The sequence below is a fragment of the Chryseobacterium sp. X308 genome, from assembly GCF_020733145.1.
In the GTDB taxonomy this organism is placed as follows: domain Bacteria; phylum Bacteroidota; class Bacteroidia; order Flavobacteriales; family Weeksellaceae; genus Chryseobacterium; species Chryseobacterium cupriresistens.
On record NZ_JAJFZH010000014.1, the window covers coordinates 43,022 to 69,640 of the forward strand.

Annotated in this window: 22 protein-coding genes; 6 read left to right on the forward strand and 16 right to left on the reverse strand. The window is 36.8% G+C overall.

The annotated features are described in order from the left end of the window. Positions 1–125: 125 nt before the first annotated feature. Both LIV57_RS15170 and ruvC read right to left on the reverse strand, forming a co-directional pair. The gene (locus tag LIV57_RS15170; protein WP_227943315.1) at positions 126–1,196 is read right to left on the reverse strand and encodes a DUF4407 domain-containing protein; all 1,071 of its coding nucleotides are present in this window, start codon (positions 1,194–1,196) and stop codon (positions 126–128) included. 153 nt (positions 1,197–1,349) lie between these two features. Next, on the reverse strand, positions 1,350–1,904 hold the full coding sequence (ruvC, locus tag LIV57_RS15175; protein WP_034692903.1) for a crossover junction endodeoxyribonuclease RuvC: 555 nt from the start codon (positions 1,902–1,904) through the stop codon (positions 1,350–1,352). A 100-nt stretch (positions 1,905–2,004) separates the two neighbouring features. On the opposite strand from ruvC, the gene LIV57_RS15180 reads away from it, so the two are divergent. Together LIV57_RS15180 and LIV57_RS15185 are read left to right on the forward strand one after the other, a co-directional pair. Beyond that, complete coding sequence (locus LIV57_RS15180; RefSeq protein WP_227943316.1) at positions 2,005–2,490, forward strand: hypothetical protein; 486 nt, start codon at positions 2,005–2,007, stop codon at positions 2,488–2,490. A 2-nt stretch (positions 2,491–2,492) separates the two neighbouring features. Next, on the forward strand, positions 2,493–3,851 hold the full coding sequence (locus LIV57_RS15185; protein ID WP_227943317.1) for a M64 family metallopeptidase: 1,359 nt from the start codon (positions 2,493–2,495) through the stop codon (positions 3,849–3,851). A 29-nt stretch (positions 3,852–3,880) separates the two neighbouring features. On the opposite strand, the gene LIV57_RS15190 is transcribed toward LIV57_RS15185, so the two are convergent. The 6 genes from LIV57_RS15190 to LIV57_RS15215 all read right to left on the reverse strand — a co-directional run bounded on the left by LIV57_RS15190 (position 3,881) and on the right by LIV57_RS15215 (position 11,876). Continuing rightward, the gene (locus LIV57_RS15190; RefSeq protein ID WP_227943318.1) at positions 3,881–4,405 is read right to left on the reverse strand and encodes a 2'-5' RNA ligase family protein; all 525 of its coding nucleotides are present in this window, start codon (positions 4,403–4,405) and stop codon (positions 3,881–3,883) included. Between the two features lie 31 nt (positions 4,406–4,436). After that, positions 4,437–5,549 (reverse strand): serine hydrolase domain-containing protein, encoded by a 1,113-nt coding sequence (locus LIV57_RS15195; protein ID WP_227943319.1) that lies wholly within the window; start codon positions 5,547–5,549, stop codon positions 4,437–4,439. 211 nt (positions 5,550–5,760) lie between these two features. Next, positions 5,761–6,471: a diphthine--ammonia ligase gene (locus LIV57_RS15200; RefSeq protein ID WP_227943320.1), complete on the reverse strand. Its 711-nt coding sequence runs from the start codon at positions 6,469–6,471 to the stop codon at positions 5,761–5,763. 154 nt (positions 6,472–6,625) lie between these two features. Beyond that, positions 6,626–9,973, reverse strand: coding sequence for a methylmalonyl-CoA mutase family protein (locus LIV57_RS15205; RefSeq protein ID WP_227943321.1), 3,348 nt, complete (start codon positions 9,971–9,973; stop codon positions 6,626–6,628). Between the two features lie 260 nt (positions 9,974–10,233). Beyond that, positions 10,234–11,481: a hypothetical protein gene (locus tag LIV57_RS15210; RefSeq protein ID WP_227943322.1), complete on the reverse strand. Its 1,248-nt coding sequence runs from the start codon at positions 11,479–11,481 to the stop codon at positions 10,234–10,236. Beyond that, positions 11,478–11,876 carry a hypothetical protein gene (locus LIV57_RS15215; RefSeq protein ID WP_227943323.1) on the reverse strand — a complete coding sequence of 133 codons (399 nt, stop codon included), beginning with the start codon at positions 11,874–11,876 and terminating at the stop codon, positions 11,478–11,480. The genes LIV57_RS15210 and LIV57_RS15215 overlap by 4 nt, the downstream gene beginning before the upstream one ends. Before the next feature lie 201 nt (positions 11,877–12,077). On the opposite strand from LIV57_RS15215, the gene LIV57_RS15220 reads away from it, so the two are divergent. Beyond that, on the forward strand, positions 12,078–12,410 hold the full coding sequence (locus LIV57_RS15220; protein ID WP_227943368.1) for a hypothetical protein: 333 nt from the start codon (positions 12,078–12,080) through the stop codon (positions 12,408–12,410). Between the two features lie 41 nt (positions 12,411–12,451). On the opposite strand, the gene LIV57_RS15225 is transcribed toward LIV57_RS15220, so the two are convergent. Next, positions 12,452–13,549: a DUF3667 domain-containing protein gene (locus LIV57_RS15225; RefSeq protein WP_202841589.1), complete on the reverse strand. Its 1,098-nt coding sequence runs from the start codon at positions 13,547–13,549 to the stop codon at positions 12,452–12,454. A 348-nt stretch (positions 13,550–13,897) separates the two neighbouring features. Here LIV57_RS15225 and rplM point away from each other — a divergent pair, with 348 nt between their 5' ends. From rplM to rpsB, 3 genes are all read left to right on the forward strand, one after another. Continuing rightward, positions 13,898–14,353 (forward strand): 50S ribosomal protein L13, encoded by a 456-nt coding sequence (gene rplM, locus LIV57_RS15230; RefSeq protein WP_002976217.1) that lies wholly within the window; start codon positions 13,898–13,900, stop codon positions 14,351–14,353. 6 nt (positions 14,354–14,359) lie between these two features. Beyond that, positions 14,360–14,746, forward strand: a complete 387-nt coding sequence (gene rpsI / locus LIV57_RS15235; protein WP_002976218.1) for a 30S ribosomal protein S9 — start codon at positions 14,360–14,362, stop codon at positions 14,744–14,746. 207 nt (positions 14,747–14,953) lie between these two features. Next, complete coding sequence (gene rpsB, locus LIV57_RS15240) at positions 14,954–15,715, forward strand: 30S ribosomal protein S2 (protein WP_002976219.1); 762 nt, start codon at positions 14,954–14,956, stop codon at positions 15,713–15,715. 199 nt (positions 15,716–15,914) lie between these two features. Here the strand turns inward: rpsB and LIV57_RS15245 are convergent, their stop codons facing one another. The 7 genes from LIV57_RS15245 to LIV57_RS15275 form a co-directional block, all read right to left on the reverse strand. Then, positions 15,915–16,358, reverse strand: coding sequence for a DUF6759 domain-containing protein (locus LIV57_RS15245; protein ID WP_227943324.1), 444 nt, complete (start codon positions 16,356–16,358; stop codon positions 15,915–15,917). A 6-nt stretch (positions 16,359–16,364) separates the two neighbouring features. Beyond that, positions 16,365–17,057, reverse strand: coding sequence for a DUF6759 domain-containing protein (locus tag LIV57_RS15250; protein WP_227943325.1), 693 nt, complete (start codon positions 17,055–17,057; stop codon positions 16,365–16,367). 15 nt (positions 17,058–17,072) lie between these two features. Next, positions 17,073–17,750 (reverse strand): tRNA (guanosine(46)-N7)-methyltransferase TrmB, encoded by a 678-nt coding sequence (gene trmB, locus LIV57_RS15255; protein WP_110011480.1) that lies wholly within the window; start codon positions 17,748–17,750, stop codon positions 17,073–17,075. 96 nt (positions 17,751–17,846) lie between these two features. Next, complete coding sequence (locus LIV57_RS15260; RefSeq protein ID WP_227943326.1) at positions 17,847–18,611, reverse strand: DUF6759 domain-containing protein; 765 nt, start codon at positions 18,609–18,611, stop codon at positions 17,847–17,849. A 284-nt stretch (positions 18,612–18,895) separates the two neighbouring features. Further along, entirely contained in the window at positions 18,896–19,690 is a 795-nt protein-coding gene (locus LIV57_RS15265; protein ID WP_227943327.1) for a hypothetical protein, read from the reverse strand. A 203-nt stretch (positions 19,691–19,893) separates the two neighbouring features. Next, positions 19,894–23,292 (reverse strand): T9SS type B sorting domain-containing protein, encoded by a 3,399-nt coding sequence (locus tag LIV57_RS15270; protein ID WP_227943328.1) that lies wholly within the window; start codon positions 23,290–23,292, stop codon positions 19,894–19,896. A 223-nt stretch (positions 23,293–23,515) separates the two neighbouring features. After that, positions 23,516–26,347, reverse strand: coding sequence for a gliding motility-associated C-terminal domain-containing protein (locus tag LIV57_RS15275; RefSeq protein WP_227943329.1), 2,832 nt, complete (start codon positions 26,345–26,347; stop codon positions 23,516–23,518). Positions 26,348–26,619 lie beyond the last annotated feature (272 nt).

The following is a 26,619-nucleotide window of genomic DNA, read 5'->3' on the forward strand; positions in this document are numbered from 1 at the left end:
AATACCTGTTTAAAAGAAAAACCTTTCGTTATATAATAAAAGGTTAGATTTTATTTATCGAAAATTGATTTATTATAGATTTTTTCTCTGATATTTAACAGCGAATGAGGTATTAAATGATCATTTTAATTTTTTAGATTATCTTTAAAATCATCGATTCTGAAATCAGTCAATGCATTTCCTTTTTCAATCTTTTCTTTAGAATACAATCTGAAATCATTTTCTGTTTTTTCTAAAAGATAATCATACGGTCCTATATGAGAAATCAGTTTTACCAGAACCGGAGAAATCTCGAGGCAGATAAACAATCCCATGATAAAAGTGGCTGCAAGCCCAATGATGGCAGAATTCTTACCAAGTTCGTCCAATGCCTGAAGTCTTGCAGCAAAACCATTGAATTTATCTTCAAATGTTTCTGTAGATTTTCTTTCCGTTTCCAGATTTGTGTAGACTTTAGATATTTCTTTGTCTAAATATTCCAGCCTTGGAGCCGCTTGTTTCTGATAATTTTCCAGATCAAGTCTGCGTTGCTCCTTCAGTTGCTGTTTACGTTTTGCATTGGGACCATAGCCTTCTTTTCCACTGGTCAGTCCGGATTGTTTACCCAGAATTTCTTTTTCAAGCTCTACCGAAGCCGAATCATATGCCTGCTGATACTGAGCGATTTTTCCTGAAATCTGCTGTTTTTCTGTTTCAAAAGGACCGCTCTGCTGAAGAATTCGCCCGTTCATTTCACCCTGAAGCTGTTTTTTATTTCTTTGAATAATGGTATTCAGCTGTTTGTTGACTTCTTTTTCAAAAATTTTAAGTTCTAAAGGTTTGGAAATAATAATTCCCAGGAACGTAGCAAGGATGAGACGCGGAATAGCCATCAGAATCTGATTCCACCATGTTCCTGTTTTTTTGATGGAAGAAACAATATAACGGTCAAGATTGAAGATCATCAGACCCCACAGGATTCCAAATCCTGCAGCCGCCCAAATATTGTCGAATACTGTATACATTGCATAGCCTGCAGACAAAGTAGCGAATACTGCAGTGAAAAGTACGATACCCCCGATGCCGGAAAACTTGTTCCATTCACTCGGAGTTTTTCTTAAAATATGGATGTTCCCGCCTGAACATACCATTAGAAACTTTTGGAACCAGTTTATTGTATGAGTCCCTTGATTTATAGTTTGTTGGTTTGTTTTCATAACTGAAAATTTATACAAAGGTAGTACTAAAAATCATACCAATGTAAAAGATAGTATTATGTTTTACCAAGTAATTATGTGTGTTTGGGTAAAGTGCTGTTTTTTAGAATGTTATTTTTTTGTTTTTGAAAAATAGAAAAAAGAAGAGGGAACCTATTTCAATCTGTCCGGATTTTGTTTCAGGAAACTTTCCCATCCGGAATAAGATTTCGTATCCGCTATGGTACCGGAATTAAAATGATGACATACGGCTACGGCAAGACCATCGGAAGCATCTAAATATTTTGTAGGAAATTCCTTTAATTTAAGAAGGTTCTGAAGCATTCCTGCTACCTGTTCCTTACTGGCATTTCCGTTTCCTGTGATCGCCATTTTGATTTTTTTAGGAGAATATTCGGTAATCGGAATATTTCTGTAAAGACTGGCTGCCATAGCAACGCCCTGAGCACGGCCAAGTTTTAGCATACTCTGAACGTTTTTCCCATAGAAAGGAGCTTCAAGAGCTACTTCATCAGGGTGAAACTCATCAATAAGAGAAAGGGTTCTTTCAAAAATATACTTCAGCTTGGTTTCGTGATTGGGATATTTTTTCAGGATAAGTTCATGAATAGAAACCATCTCCATTTTTCCTTTTTTTACGGAGATGATACCAAATCCCATTACCGTTGTCCCCGGGTCAATTCCTAAAATTATTTTCTCTGAAATCATTGCTTCAAAGATAGGACTTTCTATGTTTTTTAGTGGAAAAAGTATTGATAATGATTTTCGTTTATGTTTAAAATTTTAATATCTTTAAATAAAAATGATCATGAAAAATGTATTTAATGTATTAATTGTTCCTGTCTTTCTCTTGTTTAGCCTTAAAGAGAGAAATAATTTAGTTCAGAATAAGCATTCAGAAGCTTTTACAGCAAAGAGCGAACGGATCATTTATTTGTTTTTCAAAGCAGATAAAGATCAGTCGGGAAATGCAAAAATTACTCTCCAGAGTACTAAAATTGCAGATGGCAGATTAAAACATACGCCTTCTTTTGAAAGAGATGCCGTCCGTAAGGGAGATCTTGTAATTACATTAACAGGAGCTGATGGAAAAGAAATGGGTAAACAGCTTGTGAAAGATCCTTTCAATCCTGAATTGGAAGTATATGAAAAAGAGGGAATATCCAGACATAAAGCTTCCCTTCAAAATACTGAGTTCAGTGCCAGGTTTTCTTACTCTGAAAATATACAGTCGGTAAAGATTGAAAAAGCAACTGAGGATGGTACAGAAGTAATATTCACACAAAAACTATAATCATGAGAAAAACTTTATTATCCCTTTTAATAGGAAGCAGTTGTTTTGCACAGACTTTTGAGACCGTTCCGCTTTTACAGAATGGAGACAACAGTAAGCGGGTTGTTATTGCAGTGTTGGGAGACGGGTTTACCGCTGCACAGCAAACTGCTTTTACAACATCGGCTCAGAATACGATCAATTATCTTTTTACGAAAAGTCCTTATACAGAATATAAGAATTACTTTAATGCCTATGCGGTAAAAGTGATTTCCACGGAATCAGGAGTAAAGCATCCCGGAACCGCAACAGATGTTGCAGAGCCTGTAATCCCTGTAACAAATCCCAATAACTATCTTGGGTCTACTTTCGATGTAGGAGTCCACAGATGTATATACAGCAATACTACCAATAAAGTAGGACAGGTTCTGGCCGCCAATATCCCGGATTATGATATTACTTATGTGCTGGGTAATTCTACAGAATATGGAGGTTGTGGCGGTACCTATGCTTTTGCTTCACTCAACGGTTCTTCTAATGAAATTGTAGTGCATGAACTGGGGCATTCCTTTGGAAAATTGGCCGATGAATATTGGTTTTCTGGTTCACTCGAATCTCCTAATAAAACACAGAACTCTAATCCGGCAACCATAAAATGGAAAAACTGGGTAGGATTAAATGGGGTAGGAGTATACGCCCATGCTGAAAGCCCAAGCTGGTTCAGGCCGCATCAGAGTTGTGAAATGAGGTATCTTAACCAGCAGTTCTGTTCTGTGTGTAAAGAGGCGATTATTGAAAGGATTCATACTCTGGTTTCCCCTGTGGATTCCTATACTCCGGCCAATAATACAACCGTTGATGCTACATCCAATGTTACCTTCACTGTCAACGAAATTCTTCCCATTCCGAACACTTTGGTCAATTCATGGAGCTTAAACGGAACGGCTCTGGGAGCAACGGGAAATAGCATAACGATTACTCCCGGACAACTTAACAACGGAAATAATACTTTGACATTATCGGTAGTGGATAACAATCCGCTTTTAAAAGTAGACAATCACAGCACACTTCATGTTACCAATGTTTCATGGACACTGAGCAAATCAACTCTTAAACTCTCAGAAGTAAAAGCGGAAGAGCGTCGTTTCAGTATTTATCCTAATCCTACAGATGGAGAATTTTTTATTAAAGGCAAACAGGGCTTTTCAAAAGATGTAAAAGTAGAAGTGTATGACGCTTCAGGAAAGCTTATTCCATCCAGATTTGAACTGAATGATTCTGCAATACGGGTTGATATTAAAAACTATCCGGCAGGTACGTATCTGTTGAATATAAAAGAAGATAAAAACCTGATCATTTCTCAGAAAATCATCAAAGAATAATTATACGAAACCGGCTCCAAGAGCCGGTTTTATTTTTCCAGTTTTTTCTCTGCTATGGGTACCCACCGTCCGTCATGGCGAAGAAGTATTATTTTATCTACTAAGAATTTAGTTTTGTATTCCATGTTTTCATATTTTTCCCAGGCCTTAAGATAATTTTCCCAGGTCAGATCTCTATATCCTACAGTCATATGAGGATTAAACGAATACTTTGCGAAATTAAAACGCTCTTTTACCCTATGATAAAGTTCTGTTAATTGACTACTTTCTTTGGGCTGAATATAGAGGACAGGATTTTTAGGATTGGGAAAGCTTCCAAAACCATCCAGTTCTACTTCAAAAGGTATAATTTCAGTATTAATCTTCTGAAAAGCAATATGGATATCCTCCTCCAGCTCAATTTCTCTTGAAAAGGGAGGGAAGAGCGTAATATGTGCTTCATTTTTCAAAGCCTTGGAATTGGCATAATTTGTTGCCAGATCTTTTTTAAAGACTTTTATTTCCTCAATAATCTCCTGCGGAGGATAAACTGCAATGAAATACATTTTTTTCATACGGCAATTTAGTTTTTTTTACTTCCGGAAATTAATGTTTTATCCTGAGCTGTGTAAGCGTATTCTCAAGATGATCAGTGATCTTTTTTACTTCAATATGTGGTCTGAAGATAGTGCCTTTTCCTCTTTCCTCATCTGCAATATTAGACAGAATAATCACAGACGTTTTAGTGTCCGGATAATAAATATTTAAAGAAGGAGAACCTTTTACATAACCACTGTGGAAATAGGAATTGGGCTGTCCGATGTTAAGCATAATTCCGTAAGCATAACCCATTTTCCCAAAGATAGCATGGTGTCTTTCCGCACTTTTGGCCATGAAGAGTTTCAACGTTTCGGGTTTTAGAATTTTCCCGCTGTACAGAGCATTATTCCATAAATGAAGATCTTCAATGGTAGACAGTATTCCACCGGCAGGTGTTCCGATTTCCGGTCCGCTTAATCTTTTCGGCATATTGGGGACCTCAGAGAATTTAGCAGGAGTACCAACATAAGCACTGGCAAAATGATTTCCTTTAAAAATATCTCCTGTTGAAGAATGGGCCATTCCCGCTTTTTTAAAAAGTTCCAATGCATTTTCATGATAAGATTTTCCGGATACTTTTTCCACAATTTTTCCAAGTGCATTGAAGCCATCGTTGGAGTAATAGAAATCTGATCCGCTTTTAAACATCAGCTTTCCACCCATCAGATTCAATCCTGAAGTATGGTTTAACAGTTGGTGAATCGTAATGTTTTCATATTCCTTGATCTGAAATTCCTTCAGGTATTTTGAAGCCTTATCTGTCACATTCAGTTTTCCCTGCTCCATCTGAAGTAAGATTAAAACAGCGGTAAATTGTTTGCTCACAGATCCTATCGCAAAAATGGTATTGCTGTCAATTTTAATTTTCTTCTTAAAATCAGAATATCCGTTTTCTCTTCTGTAAAGAGGAATAGTATCTTTAAAAACAGCAATGCTCCCATTAAAATGATACTTTTTAAAAGCAGAATCAATCTGTTGTTCCAAAAGTGTTTTCTGAAAAGCCGAGATGGTGGAATCTATAATTGCTTTTTTATCAACCGGGGTAATTTTTGGACCCTCAGTTGTTGTACAGGAAAATAAAAAACAGAAAAAAGACAGGAATAATAAATTTTTGATCACAGGTGTTGTATTTTTAAATGATGATTATACTCTTAAAGATACTAAAATATCCTGAAGAGCATTAAGAGAAGCAAATTGCGTGCTAGGAAAGGCTGCTGGAACAACTTAATATAGATTTAATCCGCTTTTGTGCAATATTTCAATGTTATGAATAAGGGTATTGCTGAGGAAATAATACATTGAAAAAGCCTGTGGAAGAAAGCTCGCAGGTTTATCTTAATATCAGGTCACTGAACCAGAAAACATATTCTCCGTTTTCTTCTTCAGGACTTGTTTTAGGTTTAGGATAAGTCTTTTTGACGGTTTCCCCGATTTTGAATTCAACAGGATTTTTGAAAATAGGTCCATCAAAAGTAAAGGTATGAAACTCTCCGTTTTCTCCGCACGGATCTACATTTTCAGGAAGATCATCAATGAATTGCTGATCAATAATCCTTCCGGCGAAGCTTTTATCCAGAAAAGATCCGTTCACACACGTTACAATTGTTTTAAAGCCAAGATCTAAAAATTCACGGATGAGGTCAGTTGTATTTTGTTTCCATAGAGGAAATAAGGCTTTCATACCGATAGCATTTAATTGGTCTTCCCTGTATTTTCGCAGGTCTTCCAGAAAAATATCTCCGAAAATGGAATGGGTAATGCCCTGAGCCTGAATTTCAGTCATTGTCTTACTCATGATCTGTTGGTATTCTTCCATGGATGGTTCTTTAGGAAGTTCCATTTTGATTAAAGGAATTCCAAGGCTTTCTGCCTGTTTTTCTAAAAGCGATACATGAACTCCATGCATAGAAATCCTTTGAAACTCCTGATTGATGCTGGTAAGCAGTGTAGAAATCTCATATTGATCCTCCTTTAGTATTTTATAAAGAGCAAGGGAAGAGTCTTTTCCGCTGCTCCAGTTGAATAATGCTTTTGGTTTCATTGTAAAAATAAATCCGTCAAAAATAAGGATTTAAGAAGGGTTTTGAAATTAAATCAGATGACGAAATAGTGTTCTTGATTTTTATTACAATTAAAATAAAAACCTCAAAGAAATCCTTTGAGGTTTGATTTATAAAAATGTTTGCTGTATAGTCTTACATATTTCTTCTGTATTTACCGCCTACTTCAAATAAAGCGTTGGTAATTTGTCCTAAAGAACAGTATTTCACAGCATCCATCATCACTTCAAATAAGTTTTGCTGGTTGATGGCTGCATGCTGAAGTTTTCTTAAAGCTTCCTCACACTTATTTTCATTAGCCTGCTGGAAGTTGTGAAGAGACTCAATCTGTGCCTGTTTCTCCTCTTCCGTAGAGCGGATAACTTCTCCCGGTAGAACGGTTGGTGAACCATCTTTTCCTAAGAAGGTATTCACTCCGATAATAGGATATTCACCGGTATGTTTCAGCCATTCGTAATGCATAGATTCTTCCTGGATTTTTGAACGCTGATACATCGTTTCCATCGCTCCGAGAACACCGCCTCTTTCTGTGATTCTGTCGAATTCCGTATATACAGCTTCCTCTACAAGATCCGTTAATTCTTCAATGATGAATGATCCCTGAAGCGGATTCTCGTTTTTAGCCAATCCTAATTCTTTATTGATGATTAACTGGATTGCCATCGCTCTTCTTACAGACTGCTCGGTAGGAGTAGTGATCGCTTCATCATAAGCATTGGTATGAAGTGAATTACAGTTATCGTAGATCGCATAAAGTGCCTGAAGCGTAGTTCTGATATCGTTGAAATCAATTTCCTGAGCGTGCAGAGAACGTCCCGAAGTCTGGATATGGTATTTCAACATCTGACTTCTTTCGTCTGCTCCGTATTTTAATTTCATCGCTTTTGCCCAGATTCTTCTTGCTACACGTCCGATTACTGAGTATTCAGGATCGATACCGTTGGAGAAGAAGAAAGATAAGTTTGGTGCAAAATCATTGATATCCATTCCACGGCTTAAATAATATTCAACATAAGTGAATCCGTTAGCCAGTGTAAATGCTAATTGGGAAACCGGATTGGCTCCAGCTTCAGCAATATGGTATCCTGAAATAGAAACAGAGTAGAAGTTTCTTACTTTTTCTCTGATGAAATATTCCTGAACGTCACCCATCAATCTTAAGGCAAATTCTGTAGAGAAAATACAGGTGTTCTGTGCCTGGTCTTCTTTTAAGATATCCGCCTGAACAGTACCACGAACCGTAGCAATTGTTTTAGCTTTAATTTCTGCGTATACATCCGCAGGAATCACTTCATCACCGGTTAATCCTAAAAGCTGTAATCCCAAACCATTGTTGGATGGAGGAAGTTCACCGTTATATTTCGGTCTTTCTAGCCCTTTATCGTCAAATTTCTCCTTAAGCTTAGCTTCTACTTTAGACTCTAAACCGTTTTCTTTGATATATTTTTCAACATTCTGATCGATGGCAGCATTCATAAAGAAAGCCAACAGCATCGGTGCAGGACCGTTGATCGTCATTGAAACCGAAGTTAGTGCGTTGACCAGATCAAATCCGGAATATAATTTCTTAGCATCATCCAGTGTTGCAATTGAAACCCCAGCGTTTCCGATCTTACCATAAATATCCGGTGGTAAAGCAGGATCCTGACCATATAAGGTTACAGAATCAAATGCTGTAGATAAACGTTTTGCAGGCATTTCTGCAGATACATAATGGAATCTTCTGTTGGTTCTTTCAGGACCTCCTTCTCCTGCAAACATCCTTGTCGGATCTTCACCGGTTCTTTTGAACGGATAAATACCTGCCGTATAAGGGAAGCTTCCCGGAAGGTTTTCCTGACCTTTCCATCTGATCAGATCACCCCAGTCATTGTATTTTGGTAATGCAATTTTAGGAATTCTCAGGTGAGATAAAGACTCAGTAGAAGTTTCAACTTTAATTTCTTTTCCTCTTACGAAATAAGAATAAAACTCTGCATGGAATGCTTTTTTTGTATCATCCCAGGTCTTCAGGAAATCGATATTTTCCTGTTGCAGCTCTTTTTCCGCCTTTTGGTATTCAGCATCCAGAATATCATTGGAAATGATATTTTTTACGCCTTCAATATGATACATTTTTCTGGCCAGTTCAGCCTGTTTCTCAATATTGATGTCGTATTGTTTATTGTTTTCAACAATTTCAGAAAGGTAACGGACTCTTTTCGGAGGAATAATCGTTACTTCTTCTGTCACTTCCTGTTCTACAAAAGTTTTTAGATTCAATCCGGAGAATTTATCGTTTACTTTTGAAATTAATCTGTTGTATAATTCTGTTGTTCCATGATCATTAAACTGAGACGCCTTGGTGGCATACACCGGCATATCATCTAATGGGCTTTCCCATAATAAATGGTTTCTCTGGAACTGCTTTCTTACGGCCTGAAGAGCATCCAGTGCTCCACGTTTGTCAGATTTATTCAATGCTACCAGATCCGCATAGTCTAACATGTCAATTTTTTCCAACTGTGTAGAAGCTCCATATTCAGGAGTCATTACATACATAGAAACATCTGCAAAATCAGAAACTTCCGAACCAGATTGTCCGATTCCCGAAGTTTCAAGGATGATAACATCCGGATGAGCCAGTTTTAATACATTCAATGCAGAATGAATAAATGGAGAAACAGAAACGTTGTTTTCTCTGGTTGCCATAGAACGCATATAAACTCTTGGATCATTGATCGCGTTCATACGGATTCTGTCTCCCAATAAAGCACCTCCGGTTTTCTTTTTCGAAGGGTCAATGGAAATAATAGCGATTTTCTTATCTGTATTGGAACGTAAGAAACGTCTTACCAATTCGTCTGTTAAAGAAGATTTACCCGCACCTCCGGTACCGGTAATACCAATAATCGGAATGGTTAAATCTTTGGATTTTTCGTCAATAGCTTTTACAAGCTCAGGTTTTTCTTCTGAAAAGTTTTCTACGGCTGAGATGATTTGTGCAATACTTGATGGATTTTCAAAGCTGATATTGTCAAGATATTTTGCTGTAACATCTTTTCCTGTTGCAAAATCTGATCGTTGTACCAGGTCATCAATCATTCCCTGAAGCCCAAGCTCACGGCCGTCATCCGGAGAATAAATCCTGTCGATACCATAAGACATAAGGTCTTTGATTTCTTCCGGAAGGATTACACCGCCTCCGCCGCCAAAAATTTTGATCTGCGGTGAGTTTTTTTCTCTCAAAAGGTCATAGATATATTTGAAATATTCATTGTGACCTCCCTGATATGAAGTTAATGCAATAGCATTGGCATCTTCCTGGATGGCTGTATTTACAACTTCCTCTGCTGATTTATCGTGTCCCAGGTGGATCACTTCGCATCCTGTTCCTTGAATGACACGACGCATAATATTGATCGCAGCATCGTGCCCATCAAATAATGAGGCAGCAGTTACGATTCTTACCTTGTTGGTTGGAGTATATTTTTGGGTTTCCATAAAAATTCTAGACAGTTTCTAAGTTCTCAAATATAGCAATAAAATGAAAACCTCGTATTGTGAGATAAAATTCTGATTTTTAAACGTTTATGATAATTGTTTTTTAAGTTCGAAATACTTTGTTGGAGGCTAGGTCTGTATTTTACAGATTACTACACTATTCTGTAAAAATATAAATGTCAGCAGATAATAATCCGCTGACATTTTTTCTTTTGTGCCATGAAGTTTGGTCTTTACTTCATAAAAAATGATCTGTATTATTATTTTTCTGAAAAAAGCGTTTTTCTTTTACTGTCCAGTCCCCAGTTTAATCCTAAAAATGTAATAAGATTATCCTTGTCACCATAATTTTTTCCAAAGGCAGCATTGATATACACACTGTCAGACACTTTATAGTTGATAACTCCATTGGAACGGTAGGTATCATCCAAATCACTGCTTCTGTAGATGAACTCATAGCCAATAGAGAATCTGTTGTATACAAGCTCTATTTTGCCACCGAAATCATAATTATCAGTCCTGCTGAATCCGCTGGCTGCATCATATACCGTTTTATCCTGCATGTATCTCGCAACGGCATAGAAATTTAATCTTTTCTCAATTTTTGAAGCATCTGTGGTGGAGGCTTCTTTGATGATTACTTTTGATTTTTCATTGTTTTGATCTTCTTTTTTCTTTGGAGTTTTTGTTCTTTCCAGATTGATCCCGGAGCTCATGGTCATCCAGAATCCCAATTTCCCGAATTGATTATTCTTAAACTGGTTAGCTAAAAAGAAAGTACTGTAGGCCGAAGCTACATCTAATTGAAAAGCAGGTTTTTCGTCCAGGTACTTTTTATATTTTTCAGTTTCGGTTTTGTAATACTCTGTGGCAAATTTTTCTAATGCTTTTGCCCTCATCTTATTTTTTTCATCCGGACTGGCATTGGATGCTTCTATATCATTATATTCCTTTGATTTTTCAAACTCTGTCTGAATTTCAGTTAATGCCTTTGAAATATTTTTATTTGAGTCTGTAATAGCCTCTATGTTTTTTTTATTTCTTATTTTAAATACTGTGGTTCGTAATGAAAAAGATACCGAAGGATTTTCAGTGTCAAGATCTTCAATTTTATAATTTCTCAGAAAGGCAAATGAGACAGAAACGTTTTTTGCTTCACTGAAAATGTTGTTTTTATACTCATAACTATTATCTGGTTTTTTAATGCTTTTAATGCCGGCATACTTTAAAGCATCCATTTCCGTCAGAGGAAATAAATGGGTAGGAGTAAGTTCTACTGCATAGGCATTGGGAAGACCGTCGTTCTCGCTGAATGAATTGACAATACTGGTCATAAAAGCCTTTTTTGATTTCGGGGTCTCCAGATCAGAACTTGCCAGGCCGAGAAGCATTACACTTGGTGCATTGGAAAGTTCGAGTTTGTTTAACTCTGCACTGATTTCTTTGCTTTGAGCAAACAATAATGTCATATTAGACATCAGCGCTGCCAGTAGTACTATCTTTTTCATAGCTCAACTTTTATGTATTTATAAACACCATAGATAAACTTGCCGGATAAATCATCAGTTGTTTTACCTTCAAAAGGATTGAAATGAAAATTTCTGGAAGGAATCTGGGGAAATTCAAACTTTATCCTGCATGTATTAATTAAAATCTGCAGATGATTTACCTGCATATTAATATTGAAAGAAGTCGCGAAAAGTAAATTGTCTGATGTTAAATCTGCTTTTGGAATGGTAAAAGAAAATTTATCATCATTTAAATTGTTATCATCTATTCTCTTTCCATTAATGATAAAATGAGGGTCGCCAAATTGTGTGTTGGCACTGATGATTACATTCACTTCAACATTATTTTCTTTAAAGTGAGTGATTTTTACTGTTTTTTGAGGGATTTTTTTCATGTCTGTTGACTTTTGGTTTGTGAATTCAGCTCTTAATTCTATTTCAAATGTATAATTTGTAATATTGGTATTCAATTACCTTTTTGGGTGATATTGTATTGCTTTAAAATATAAAAGCAGTCTTTTATTCAATAATTAAATAGTTCCAATGATTCTGCGCCACAATTAAATTTTCTATTTTTGCAGCATATTTTTACAGACATGCAAAAAGCGTTGATATATTTCGCATTGGGAACTATAGTAAGCTTCCTGATTAATTATTTCTTTTTAAGTTCAGAAAACATCGGTTTGGAGTTATATTATGCCGTTGCTTTTGGTGCTGCCTGGGGTATTGCTTATTATTTGGATACTCCGGATTTTACATTGGCTAAAAAGCTGGGGCTATCTTTTGTAGTGATGGCTATACTGGTTGGGGCTGGTACTTTAATTTTTAAACTTGAACTGGCTATTCCATCTATACTGAAGTTTTCCATGGTATTTGTGGCCTATTATGTCATCGCAAGTTTCAGGGCAACAAAGTCACTGAGAAAATAAATAAAAAAGAGGCTGTCCGATACGACAGTCTCTTTTTTTTATTAATGAATCATCATGAAACTGATCAGGGCAAGACCCAGCAGTAAAAACATGAAGGCAATAAAGTTAATGGTGAATAATATCATCCCGACAATAATGCTTACCAAACCATGAGCACGATATACGCGCCGGTGAGCAATAAAGAAATAGGCCATCGTGTACAATGACAGGAGTGATATTGCTAAATACAAAATGGTATTAACAGGCCAGAGGTCTGTGAGACCTGCTAATTTGGAGAGTAAGAAAATGAGTAAGATGGTGAGCAGTAAAAATGAGAAGTAATGCAGCGTGAAAATTCCGTGATCAAAATACCACCATTTTTTCTTACTATGGAAAACCCATAAAAAGAATGCGAAAAGAGGAAGATAGATAAAAAGTGCTTTGGGAAGATTATGAAAGGACTTTTCTACCATACCGGCCATAATCTCCTTTTTCTTCACTCCTTTTTCTTTTAGTTCAAAGAATTTGTGAACAATTGGGGCTTCAATAAAACTAAGAGATGACGGATTTTTGGCTTTAGCCGAATCATAAGCCTTTCTGGTTTTGTATTCACCGAAACTAACATCCGGATCTATCTTTTTATCCATGTCAATGATATCTTCTATTTCAGAAGAGTCGGGAACTGCTTTCAGGCCTTCAATGGCAAGAGAGTCTTCCCCATTCAGGTGTTTTTTTGCTTTTATGCTGTCTATCAGCTTTTGTTTTTCAACAGGCTTCATGACTTTCAGTAGATTCGTCTTGCCATTTTCTCCGGTATTTCTCTCTTTCGAAGAACCAATATTAACCATAGGAAAAAGGGCAAACACAAAAAATGTAATAAAACTGACAAAAATATAAAGCTTTACAGGAGGTACAAACTTCTGTCTTTTCCCTTCAAGATAAGTGTTGGTCAGTTTACCAGGCTTAAATAACAGGTTTTTTACAGTTCCCCAGAACTGGCCGTCATAATGCGTAAAATCTTCAATGAAATGGGTAAAAAGAAAATAAAAGGGCTGCCGTCTTTCAGTATTTTCCTGTCCGCAGTGAGGGCAGTACCTTTCTTCAACCTGATGCCCGCAGTTCAGGCAGGTTTTGTCTTCTCTTAGTTTTCCGTGACTCATGGATATAGAATATGATTAACGCAAATATAAATATTTCAATGAAATTATAATGATATCTGGGTGTTTTACGGAAATCTTTAAAGTAAATTTAATAAAAGAAAGAGTTGAGGGAATAAACTCTTTGCTGTTTCATTGTGTTTTTAGAATCTTCGAAGCGTTTTCTTTTCATCGGCACATGAGTTCACAAGATCTGTGCCAAATTATAAATAATGTTAAAATCTAATGATAGAGGGGTATAACACATGGATTATATAGATTAAATAAAATATGTTTTTGGGTTACAAAAATAATTTGTACCTTTGCACACCCTTTTAGGGGTAAATTATGTTTAATCTTTAACTAAAACGTGTGAATACATTAAGTTACAAAACTGTTTCAGCGAACAAAGCTACTGCTAATAAAGAATGGGTTGTGGTAGACGCTGAAGGACAGCCGTTAGGTAGATTAGCTTCTACGGTTGCAAAGATTTTGAGAGGTAAGCACAAAACGAACTACACACCTCACGTAGATTGTGGTGATAACGTAATCGTTTTGAATGCTGGGAAAATTACACTTTCCGGAAACAAGTGGGCTGATAAGACTTATATCTGGCATACAGGATATCCTGGTGGACAGAAGTCTATGACTGCGGCTGAACTTCAGAAGAAAGATTCTTTAAAGGTATTAGAGAAATCTGTAAAAGGTATGTTACCTAAAAACAGATTAGGAGCTGCTATCCTTAAGAACCTTTATTTATATGAAGGAACTGAGCACAAACATGAAGCTCAACAGCCAAAAACAATTAATGTTAACGAATTTAAATAATTAATTATGTCTATAGTTCACAAAATCGGAAGAAGAAAAACTTCTGTAGCTAGAGTTTATGTAAAACCAGGTTCTGGTGTTATTACAGTAAACGGTAAAGATGCTAAAGAATATTTCTCTACAGACGTGATGGTTTACAAATTAAACCAACCGTTTATCCTTTCTGAGACTGTTGGTCAGTATGACGTTACCGTAAACGTATTCGGTGGTGGTAATACAGGTCAGGCAGAAGCTATCAGATTAGGTATTTCTAGAGCTTTATGCGAAATCAACGCTGAGTTCAGATTAGCATTGAAGCCAGCTGGTTTACTTACAAGAGACGCAAGAATGGTGGAAAGAAAGAAGCCAGGTCAGAAAAAAGCAAGAAAGAGATTCCAATTCTCAAAACGTTAAGATTTCTCGTTGGCAGATGGCTTATGGCTATTGGCTACAGGAATGTATTAAATTTTTTTTAAACTTAATCTCGGCGAAAAGCCCATTGCCAAAAGCAAAAAGCAGACCGCCAATTGCCCGTTACGTTTAGCATCCAAACGCTTCTCCCATCTAAAGAAGTTGTTGATTGTTTAAAAGACGGAAAGTAAACTAACAAAAACAGAAAACATGGCAAAAGCAAATGTAAAAGACCTTTTAGAGGCTGGCGTACACTTCGGTCACATGACCAGAAAGTGGAATCCAAATATGGCTCCATACATTTTTATGGAGAAAAACGGTATTCACATTGTAGACTTACATAAAACAGCAGTTAAATTGGATGAAGCTTGCAACGCTTTAGAAAAATTAACTTCTGCAGGTAAAAAAGTTCTTTTCGTAGCTACTAAGAAGCAAGCGAAAGAAGTAGTTGCAAAACACGCTTCTGAACTTAATATGCCTTATATTACAGAAAGATGGCCAGGTGGTATGTTAACGAACTTCGTTACTATCAGAAAGGCTGTAAAGAAGATGAATGCTATCGACAAAATGAAAAAAGACGGTACATTCGAAACTTTATCTAAAAAAGAAAGATTACAAGTTGACAGACAAAGAGCTAACCTTGAGAAGAACTTAGGTTCTATCGCTGACATGGTGAGACTTCCATCTGCTGTATTTGTAGTTGATATCTTAAGAGAACACATCGCGGTAACTGAAGCTAAGAAATTAGGTATTCCAGTTTTCGGTATCGTTGATACAAACTCTGACCCTAGAAAAGTTGACTTCGTTATCCCAGGAAACGATGATGCTTCTAAGTCTATTGATATGATCCTTAGCGTAGTTTCTGAATCTATCAAAGAAGGTCAGTCTCAAAGAAAAGCTGATAAAGAAAAATCTAAAGAAGAAGGAGAAAAAGTGTCTGCTGATACAGATGCTGATTTCGATGCAGAATAACTGAAGATTTTCTTTAATATAGGAAAAACGCTGGATTTCAATCCAGCGTTTTTTTATTTATATCAGAAATCATTTCTTTGGATTCTTATTTTTGATTTTATGTTTTTCTATGCTTAAGTCTATTGGTTTCTGCAGACCTTAATAAAGGGTCAGAATATTCATTAAAAATAAAAACCTGCAGAATTCTGCAGGTTATATCTTAATTTGAAAGTTTTATAGAATAAGAAGTTGTGATAAACTTTGTAGACTGGTATACCGAGTTACAAAGAATACCCGATAATCTGTAATTTTGATTTTTAGGAACCATGGTATATCCAATTTTCCCTGCACCAATGGGGATTTTCTTGAAGAAATTACCCCCGCTTACCGTAAGCACCATATTGCATGGAGATTTGTTTTCTACAGAAATAGAAGTTCTGGGATTCTTCGGATCATCATTATTCAGAAGGTCGTTCAGAACTTCAGCTGTTTCCGGTTTGTAGGTCTTTATAAGTTCATTATATTCTCTTTCTGTATTGGCTCTGTTGCCTGTTGAATTACCGGCAGGATAAGGATAGGAGGTTCTTCCCGGATAACCGCCGTAATTTACATTGCAACTGGCAAAGATTACTGAAACTCCGGCAAAAACTAATAGTTTTTTCATACTATTTTATTTTTTGATTTTTCTTTTGTTTGATGGCTTGTTTTTCTGAACCTCATCCTTTTTGATTGCACTGGCTTGCGTTTCGGACATTTTCGGGCTGTCCACCGTTACAAATATACTTTTTTTAATATCTTTCTGGGAGAAATATTTTATATCACAGATATTACTGCTAAGCGTGTATGAACCTTTATTGATCACAATAAAATTTTCTCCGTGGGCAGGAACAGCGAGGTTATAGAAGTCTTTTCCCTCAACTCTCAATACAATATTACAATCAGAATTATTTTTAAATAAGAGTATAGCCTCCTTGCGTGTAATATCTTCATTGAACATGGCATTAAGAAGCTTCACTGTTTTCTCCTTATGTTCAGCAGAAGTCTCTGCGATAAGTTTTTTAAACTCTTCAGCATCATCTGAATTAGGGTTTCTCATAATGCTTTTAGGGATATCGGAGATAACAGGCCTTGCTTCCATAGGTTTGGCAGTACGGGCTCCCTTTGTCCATTCAGAGTTTTTTAAAGCAATAAGCTTAGGCTTCAGCACAGTTCTTTTGGGATCATCAGGGTGTGCATTCTTTAGGTATTCTTCAATTTCTTTAATATTCGTGCTTTTTAGAATATCTTTACTGCTTTTCTGAGCCTGTGTAAAGCCGGGAATAAGAAATGTGAAGAATAAAATCGTTAAAAAATTTTTTTTCATCAGGTTTTTATTTCATCAGCTTATCCGGAATTTGATGTAAGTTATGGTTTTTCCTTTCGCTGAGAATAACTCTTCATAATACGTTTTGATATCTCTCAAATGCTCCGTATTTGGGTCGTATTCCGGGGCGCCATAGATATCATGATGAGCAGAAATGATCTCATAACCTGCTCCCTGTAAATATCCCAGCGTATACCCATGCAGGAATTCTGAATCGGTTTTCAGGTGGATAATACCTCCTGGCTTCAGAAACTTTTTATATCGGTTTAAAAAATCCGGATGTGTTAATCTGTGTTTTGTTCTTTTGTATTTAATCTGTGGATCAGGGAATGTAATCCAGATTTCATCTACTTCATTTTCTGCAAAGAAATAATCTACAAGTTCGATCTGAGTTCTCAGAAAAGCTACATTAGTCATGTTGTTTTCTACAGCTTCTTTAGCGCCAAACCAAAATCTTGCCCCTTTAATATCAACCCCGATAAAGTTTTTTTCAGGAAATGTTTTTGCGAGTCCTACAGAATATTCTCCTTTTCCGCAGCCCAGCTCCAGTACAATAGGATTGTCATTTTTAAAGAAATTTTCTCTCCATTTTCCTTTAAGTTCGAAACCATTCAAAGCATCTTCTCTTGTTGGTTGAATGACATTCGGTAATATTTTGTTTTCTGCAAATCTTGCTAATTTATTCTTGCCCATTGAGTTATAAAATGAGTGCAAAAATAGTGAAAATTTATGGAGTCTCTATGTCTTTTGGTCGTAAAAGACACAGAGATCATTCGTTTCTGGTTTGTGTTAATGGCCTCCTAAAGCGACCATAATTGGCCTTTCAATTGTTTTTTGCGACGCATATTGAGCCCCACAGACAAGGCTGGTGAAAAGATATTGCCCTTTATCTATCACAATGGAACCTTCACCCTGAGCAGGAACTGCCAGCCTGTATTTGGTAGTTCCTACACCTTCCATTCTTACAATGATATTACAGTCTGATTTATTTTGAATCAAAACGATACATTCTTTAGTATTGGGATCATTATCAAATAAGGAATTCAGGATCTTTACAGTTCTGTTTTTATGTTCTACAGGAGATACAGCCATCAGCATGTTGAATTCTTCTGCTTCAGTATTGGGAACGGCAGTATTGGCAGCAGCATTTACAACATATGTATTTTGAGCAGTGCTGGGGGTATACACTGTAGTAGATTGTTTTGCCGCAAGCTCAGCTTTATATTTTGCAATCTGTTTTTGTTTGATGATGGCATTCATTTCATCAAAAGTAATTTTGGTAGAAGGCCTCCTTCGTAGCATAGCAAGCATTTCCTGCATATCTTTTACTTTTTGATCAGCAGGATGTGCATTTTTGATATACTCTTTCATCATTTCCATGACCCTTGGTTTAAGAACGGACCTTCGGGGATCATCAGGATGGGCATCCCGTAAAAAAGCATTGATCTCGTAAATATTCTTACTTTTCAAAATATCACTGTAGTCTTTCCCTTTTTTTTGAGAAGACATAGTAACGAAAAACATACAACAAAGAAGTAAAAGTACTTTTTTCATTAATTCATATTAAGTTAGAAATTTGGTGTTTCTCTTTTAATTTGCTTTCACGGATCGGTTAGTTTTTATTTGGATAACGAAATACCAGTGTTTTTATTTTAAACACTTGTTTGTGAGATAAAATTAAACATATTTTTGAATATTGAAGAATAATATGTTCTAAAAGTTGAATAATCCATAGTGTAGCTGCTCTAATGAAGCTTCATTGCTGTTTTTCAGCCATTCAACAAAAAATACCCCATGTAACGTACATGAGGTATAAAATATTTCAAATGATTCTTTTATTAATTGCTGCCTACAACTTCCTGAAGATGTGAGCTTCTTAACCTTTTCTGATAAATAGGAAGATATTTTTCAATAGGGACTTTTACTGCTTCAAAGTTACCTGCCAAAACATAAGCCTGAATATTTTCTGAGGAATACACAAACTGAAGAAAGTTATCAATTAAGTTTTCCGGTATTTTAAATTTTGTGAAATAATCTTTACCCAGATAATTTTTAATCTGTGCTATAGAACTGTTCATTCTTTCATAAGCCTGGTAACGCTGTTTTTTCTTTCTTTCTCCGGAAAGAATATCATAGATGCTCTCAAGGCTGAAGGTAAGCCCTCCATCCCGGAGTCCGGCAACAGGAAGTTCCGGAGGTGTTCCGTCACCTTTTGGTTCAGGAAGACCAATTACTTTTTTTAGAGCGTATGCTTTGTCTTCTTTTCTTAAAGAGTTTACATCATACCGAAGATTTCCGGTAGGTTTAAACCTGCTGAGAACAATTTCCTGAATTTCGTAATACGCAATTTTGAGCTCAACCAGATTTTTCTGCTCCAGAGATTGAGGAGTCAGCTTGATGTCTTTTCTTTCGGTCACAATAGAGGTAAACCGGATCACGTCCCCGATATTGGCAGGAATATTAAAATTACCATTGTAGTCCGTGAGAACGGTTTTCTGTGTGTTCAGGTTGGTGACATACACCTGATTGAGATATAAAATAGAGTTGTCTCTCAGAAATACCTCCCCGGAATATATTTGTGCATTAATTTTTGCCAGAAAAACCAATAGCAGTAGAGTAAACAGTTTCTTCATATAATGCGCAAAATTACATAGAAATAAAGCAATTCTGTGTAATTAGATAAAGAATAGTGGTTAAAGTTATATTAAACTTTGGGATTTAATTGTTAAGGAGTGTTAGAAACTTGCCATATGTTTAAAAATGGGAGATTTCAATAAAAAAAGCCGGAAGAAAAGATTACTGAAATTTCAGGTGCTCTTTCTTCCGGGTTTGTGTATTATCTGTGTTTTACCAGCAGCCAGCTCGTGTATTTTATCATCAGGCTGGAGCCATATTCCGTCCAGGTGATAAAGTACCAGTAATTTGCGGTAGGAACATATCTGCCGCCCACTCTTCCGTCCCAGGTGTATCTGTTTTCAGGAGTACCTCTGAAGACTTCTGCACCATATCGGTCAAAGATCCGGAATACGAGATTGTCATTCTTCATTAAAGCAGAATAGTCTATTACTTCATTATAACCGTCTCCATTCGGAGTAATGGTGTTGATCAGATTTATAATGGCAAATGGTTTTTTAACATCTTCACACATTTTAGAGTCTCTTACAAATACATTGTGTGCTCCTCTGGGTACATTGTAGAAAACATTGGAACTCTGCCATACCACTCCATCTAAAGAATATTCATAAGGAGGTGTACCGCCGCTTGCCCCAACTTTTACAGTTGTTCCATCAATTTCAATAGCGGTTATTATAGGCAGAGGCAATTCCGTAACATTTACATATTGCTTGTATACACAGCCATTAAAGGTAAGCTCTACCCAATAATTTCCAGGGGCAACATTCGTAATGGAGGGAGTGGTAGCTCCTGTACTCCAGAGGTATTTTTCAAATCCAGGCCCTGCATTAAGAGTGGTAGTGGTTTTCGGGCAAATTTCCTTGTCTTTTAAAATATCTGATTTTTTAGGAACTTTAATGTTGATTTTCAGAGTTCCTATTTCAGGACAAACTCCATTTTTTTCAAAGCGAATATAATAAGTCTGTGAAGTAATAATATTCACTGGGGATAAAACCGCATTTACATTATTCTGGGCATCTGCTAAAGTTGCATGAAAGGTGTAAGTTACATTGGGATCCAGGGTAAACTGAGGAATAAACTGTGTTAAATTGACACTTTCAATTCCGTCCAGATCATCATCACAGGTGCTTTCTGTAACGGTTTTTGTAATCAACGGTATTTTAGCTCCGATACTGAATTGTAAAGGTTTGATCACAGAAGCACATCCGTCAGGAGAATCTACTCTGATGTAAATGTTAGTGGTTGCTGTATAGCTCCAGTTGTTAGGAAGGGTATTGTTGTTTCCTGCGTTGGCATCTGCAAGATTGGCATAGTATCTTACATTAGTAAAGTAATTGGGATTATTAAGTACAATTGGAGTTATATTGGATAGTACAACAGTTACTGTTCCATCCAGATTATCATCACAGAAAACACCATTGTAGTTATCCAGTACAATCGCTTTATTAAAAAGGGATAGTGTTATTTGTGCAATATTTTTACAGCCAATATGGTCATTAACAACTGCGTATACGATTGTTCCGTTAGTTGCGGTATAGGCGGTTGTATTAGTGATCAATGCCGCTGCATTTTCATTCTGAGCATCCAGAAGGGTAGGGTAATAAGTAATGGTAACAGGTGAATTGCTTGTCACATTTGCTGTAGTCAGGTTGAAGGTTCCCTGCCCATTGATATCACAGGCAAATAATGTTGCATTCATTACCGTTAGAGCCTGAATATTCAGGGTAACAGTGACTGTTTCGCAATCCGGGAAGTCAGGATCATCTCCGCAGAATGTATAAGTGAATGTATCTGTCCCTGATGTACCCAGAGTATTTACCGTATAAGTAATGCTACCAGTAGATGGGTTTACAACAGCTGTGCCTAATGAAGGTGCTGTCGTAACAGCTACAGTGCTTGGGCTGGGAGTCTGTGATGAACTACTGAATGCAGGAGCTATGGTTTTAGCATTACATACGTTATAGGATGTATTGGTAAGTTTTGTACAGTTCAGAACTTTAAATTGTTCAGTAACCAAGGGCGCACAACTTCCCATAGTTACAGAGCATGTGTAATATCCCGGTAACGTAGGGGTGATGGACGAAGTGGTAGCTCCCGGAACAATAACCCCGTTTCTGTACCATTGGTAGGTATCATAAATTAAAGGATCTACGGTAAGAACCATTCCTGGAATACAGCCGCCTCCGGATTGTAAAATAACAGGCTGCGTAGGAAAGCCAGCAAAAAAACCTCCGTATCCTACGGCGTCACTACCGGCAGTGATGCCTGCCATTATTGCCTTGTCTGATACTACGGTAATCGTACCTGTCACATTGGGAATACCATAGGTAACCCAATTCGTTGTGCCTGTCATATTGTAAGGACCTGTTATTGCAGGAGGATTTGTACCGTTAACTGTAACGTTAGCTCCTCTTTCTGTAATAATATTCAACTTAGTGGTGATATTCAGAATACCTCCAGGATGACCATTGGAATGAACAAAATTTTCATTAATAAGCCCCAGTTCATTAATCTGCTTGGGAAGATAGCAGTTTAACGCAGGAATAAAATTGAATCCTCCGGTAAACACTTCACTTCCTGCATTTGAGTCTCCAGCTAAAATCTGGTAGACATAAGCATTTTTAGAGGTTTTGAGATATAAATTATAGTGACCGTTTCCCTGAAGGATATATTTGGAGTCAGGAATAATGAAATATTTACCTGCATTGATGGATGCTATAGGGAGAATTTCATTATTGGCAAAGATCTGAGTATTGTCTTCAGTAGCAATTACAATGGCCCCTTCTGTACGGGTACCAATTGGTCCGCTACCTTTTACAATGGCAAATTCATTCCCAAGTCTGTTGACAGGTACTGCCTGGTCCATTAAAATATCTGAACTGACTGGATAATTTCCTGCATATTGACCGTTAAAGTTTCCATTGGTAACATTAATGGGTCTATTGGAGGTAATCTTTGCGCCAATGAAGCCATTAAAGTTGCCTGCTATGTTGCCGATTCCGTCAATAATATAAGACTGCCCTTTATTTAAGGTGAATGTCATCGTCGGATTTGTGGTTCCTGTCATCCCATTTGAAAATTGTACAGTAGGACTGTAGCCGGAAACGGTAACAGTGGTGTTGTCCTCAGTTGCCAGCACGCTGGTCATGAAATTCAGAATTGAGTTGCTAACAGTAATAGGAGCGGCAGCTGCGTAAAAATTTAGTCCTGTGGAAGAAATTCCTTTGGAAGTAATGATTTCTGCATGATTGAATACTGAGAACCTTAAATTGGCATAAAAAGGAAAGTCAGCTTTAAGATATAATCCTTTAGTTGTTGGGGTAAATAAATCTCCCTGCAGTTTGGTAATGATATAATCCCTTAATACATCAAATTTCTGCGGATTATTTTTACTGATATTTACTGTCCCGATTAAAATATTATTGTTATAAATATTTACAGGAAAAGGAGTTGTTCTGTTGGTAGATAAATACAGTTTTTGATAAGGATTGGGAGCGCCTGTTCTATCTATCATTGGAGCAAACCAATGCTCCCGGTCTAATTGGGCAAGAGCAGAGGTGAATATGCAAAGCATAAACAAAAAAGATAAAATTTTTTTCATTCAGCGGTGGTCTTTGTAGCAAATTTAGTGATAAAAAGTATTAAATTATTGAAAATAGAACAAAAAAATATGATTTTGAAATTGTGGTTAAGAAGAGTTTAAGTTTGTATTATTTTTTTTCTGTTTTTAACATAATAATCAGATAAATTTACTGGGGGAGATTAATAAAAATGAGCCGTGATCAGATAATCGCGGCTCATTCAATATAGTTTTAAACTAATTATTACTCTCTGTTTTTAACAAGAATCCAACCTGTATATTTTATTGGAGTCTTTTCTTTGTTGGATTCATTCCAGCTGATATGGTACCAGTATGTTCCTGTTCCCAGCTTTTTATCAAAATGCTTTCCATCCCATCTGTAGTTGTTGAATCTGTTTCCGGTAAACACCATGTTTCCGTATCTGTCATACACTACAAAGCTCAGATTTTCCTTATAAGCCAGTTCGCTGTAATCTATATAATCATTTACATTATCTCCGTTAGGGGTAATCGCATTGAGCAGGTTAGGAATTGTAACTTCTACAGCAACAGGAGTACAGTTATAGAAATCTTTTACATAGAAAGTGTGCTGTCCTCTTGTTAAACCTGTGAAGATATTTGAATCCTGCCAGTTAGCAGTTCCGTCAACCGCATATTTGAAAGGCGCTTTACCACCGCTTACAATTACAGTTGCTGTATTATTATTGATCTCAATAGTTTGGATTACCGGATCTTCCACTTTTTTAACTTTTACAGTCTGGGTAAGGAAGCATCCGTTCTTACCAAGGATTACTGTGTATTCCCCAACACCTATATCTCTGATACCTGATGTGGTAGCTCCTGTGCTCCATAGATATGAATCATATCCAGGACCAGCATCCAGGTTAGTTTTAGCATCCATACAGATGTACTGATCTACAAGGACCGGAGATTTTTTAATTGGAAGTACAATTAATTCAATTTTGGCATTGGCCGTACATCCTTCAGCAGTTGTTACTTTCACATATACAAATCCTCCTGTTGAAGGGAAGTTTTCTGGTGTTGTGATTGCATTGATACCTGCAGTAAGGTCATTCAGAGTACGATAATATTTTTTTGTAACAGCATTATAGTCTGTTACCTTTGCTTTGGTAAGGTCAAAATAAGCATAAGGATCTACATCATACCAGCAAGCCTTAATAGAAGTATCTGTTACAATGAAAGGTACTACAGTAAGGTTCAGGGTCACCTGCTCGCAATCTGTAAACTCAACTGAATTTCCGCAGAATTTATAAACGATTTTGTCTGGTCCCAGATATCCTGGATTAGGTGTATAAGTGATCGTTCCGTTTGGATTCACCACAGCTGTTCCTTTGGTAGGAGGAGTCAAAATTACTACCGTACTTGGAACCACAGTCTGAGTGGAAGAAGTAAATGTCGGGGTAATAATTTTAGTAGAACAAGCATTAAGAGCCTGTGTGGTTTCTTTTAAACAGTTTTGTACTTTATAAATCGGAGTTGTCACAGGAGGACAAGTTCCCATAGTTACTTTTACAGTATAATTTCCGGATTGTGTAGGTGTGTAGGTATAGCTGGTAGCACCCGGAATGGCAACTCCGTCACGGAACCACTGGTAGGTTTCATATCCATCATCTACTTCAAGAACGATTCCCGGAACACATTCACCTGTTTTTTTTGCAATAACAGGGATTGAAGAGAATCCTGCAAAGTAACCACCATATCCTGCAGAGCTATATCCTCCGTTGATACCTGCTGTTACAGCTTTTGTAGAGGTAATCTTAATATTTCCGGTTACACTGTTGATGGCATAGGTTACCCAGTTGGCATTTCCTGCAAGGGGATAAGGACCTGCTTCAGGGAGAAGAGGCGCGTCATTCAACATTACAGTAGCACCAGCCTCTGTCAGAATGTTTAATTTTACTACCAGATCACTGGGAGTAGAGCTGGCTCCTCCCACGCCAAGAGGCATTTCATTGATCTTGCCGATTTCATCAATTTTTCTTGGAAGGAAACAGTTTAATGGCGGAATATAGTTGAATCCATTGGTAGCATCACTTTGCAAAACTCCGATAAACTGGTATAAATACACATTTTTGGTAGTAGAAATGAACATATTTGAATGCCCTGATGTACCCTGAGCAACATAACTGGTTTCGTTAATTCTGTACCATTCTCCGGCAGCAAGTGTTGCAACAGCAGTACCTCCGCCGTTTAAATATACTTCAGTATTATCTTCGGTAGCTACAATAAGACCTCCTTCCATGTTTAAGGAAGGTTGAGTAGATCTTGTTTTTACCATGGCAAAAGTATTCCCAAGTCTGTCAACCGGAACAGATTGATCGAGAACCGGATCACTTCCTGTTGTTGAAGCAGAGAAGTTGGCATTACAGCTACCATTGGTCAATGTTACAGGCTTGTCAGAAACAATTTTAGCCCCGATAAAGCCTGTTTTATTTCCGGACTGAGAACCGGATCCTGCCAGAATGAAAGATTGTCCTTTTTGTAAAGTGAAAGTCTGAGTATTTCCAGTAGGATTTCCATTAATAAAAACAACTCCGGCAGTAGGATTCCATGATACGGTTACATTGGTATTGTCTTCGGTAGCAAGGACACCTGCCGTAAAATTCTGAATACTGCTGGTATTGGTGTTGGGAGCGGCAGCCACGAAAAATGTTTTTCCAATTCCGGCTTTTCCTTTACTGGTTATTACTTCCCCATGAACACTCTGAGCCAGTCTTAAGCTGCAGTAAAAAGGCTTGGCTGCTTTTAAATACAATCCCTTATTACCCACAACAAATGCGTCAGTAGTAGTGGTAGCAGAAATAAGAGTGTTGGTAACTTTATAAGTCTGCGGACTACCTTTACTGATGGTAACGGTGGTTACTGGAGCATTGTTATTGTAAATGGTTACATCAACGGGAGTTGGAGAGTCTGTGGAAAGATAGAGCATGTTGACATAGCTGTTGCCGCCAACACTGTCGTAATAGGGAGCAATCCAGTGCTCGGTATCCCTTTGTGCAAAGAGTGTATTAATTGTCAAAAAAATTAATACCAAACTGAGTAGAAATCTTTTCATGAGTATGGAATTAGGATTTCTACAAAAATAAAATAAAAAATGAAATACTTTTAATAAAATTTAAATAAATGTTAAATAAAAGTCTTCTATTTTTAATTAAAAGCCTCCTTGGGTATGAAACTGGTAATGGCTGTTGGGCTTAATCTTTCTGATTATCGTTAATTAGTTCTTTAGTGGGTGAATTATTTATATTTGTTAATTTTTTTAAATGTTTATTGTACAGATGGGTATAAATAATGTTAATAAAAAATCCCGGTGAATTTCACCGGGAT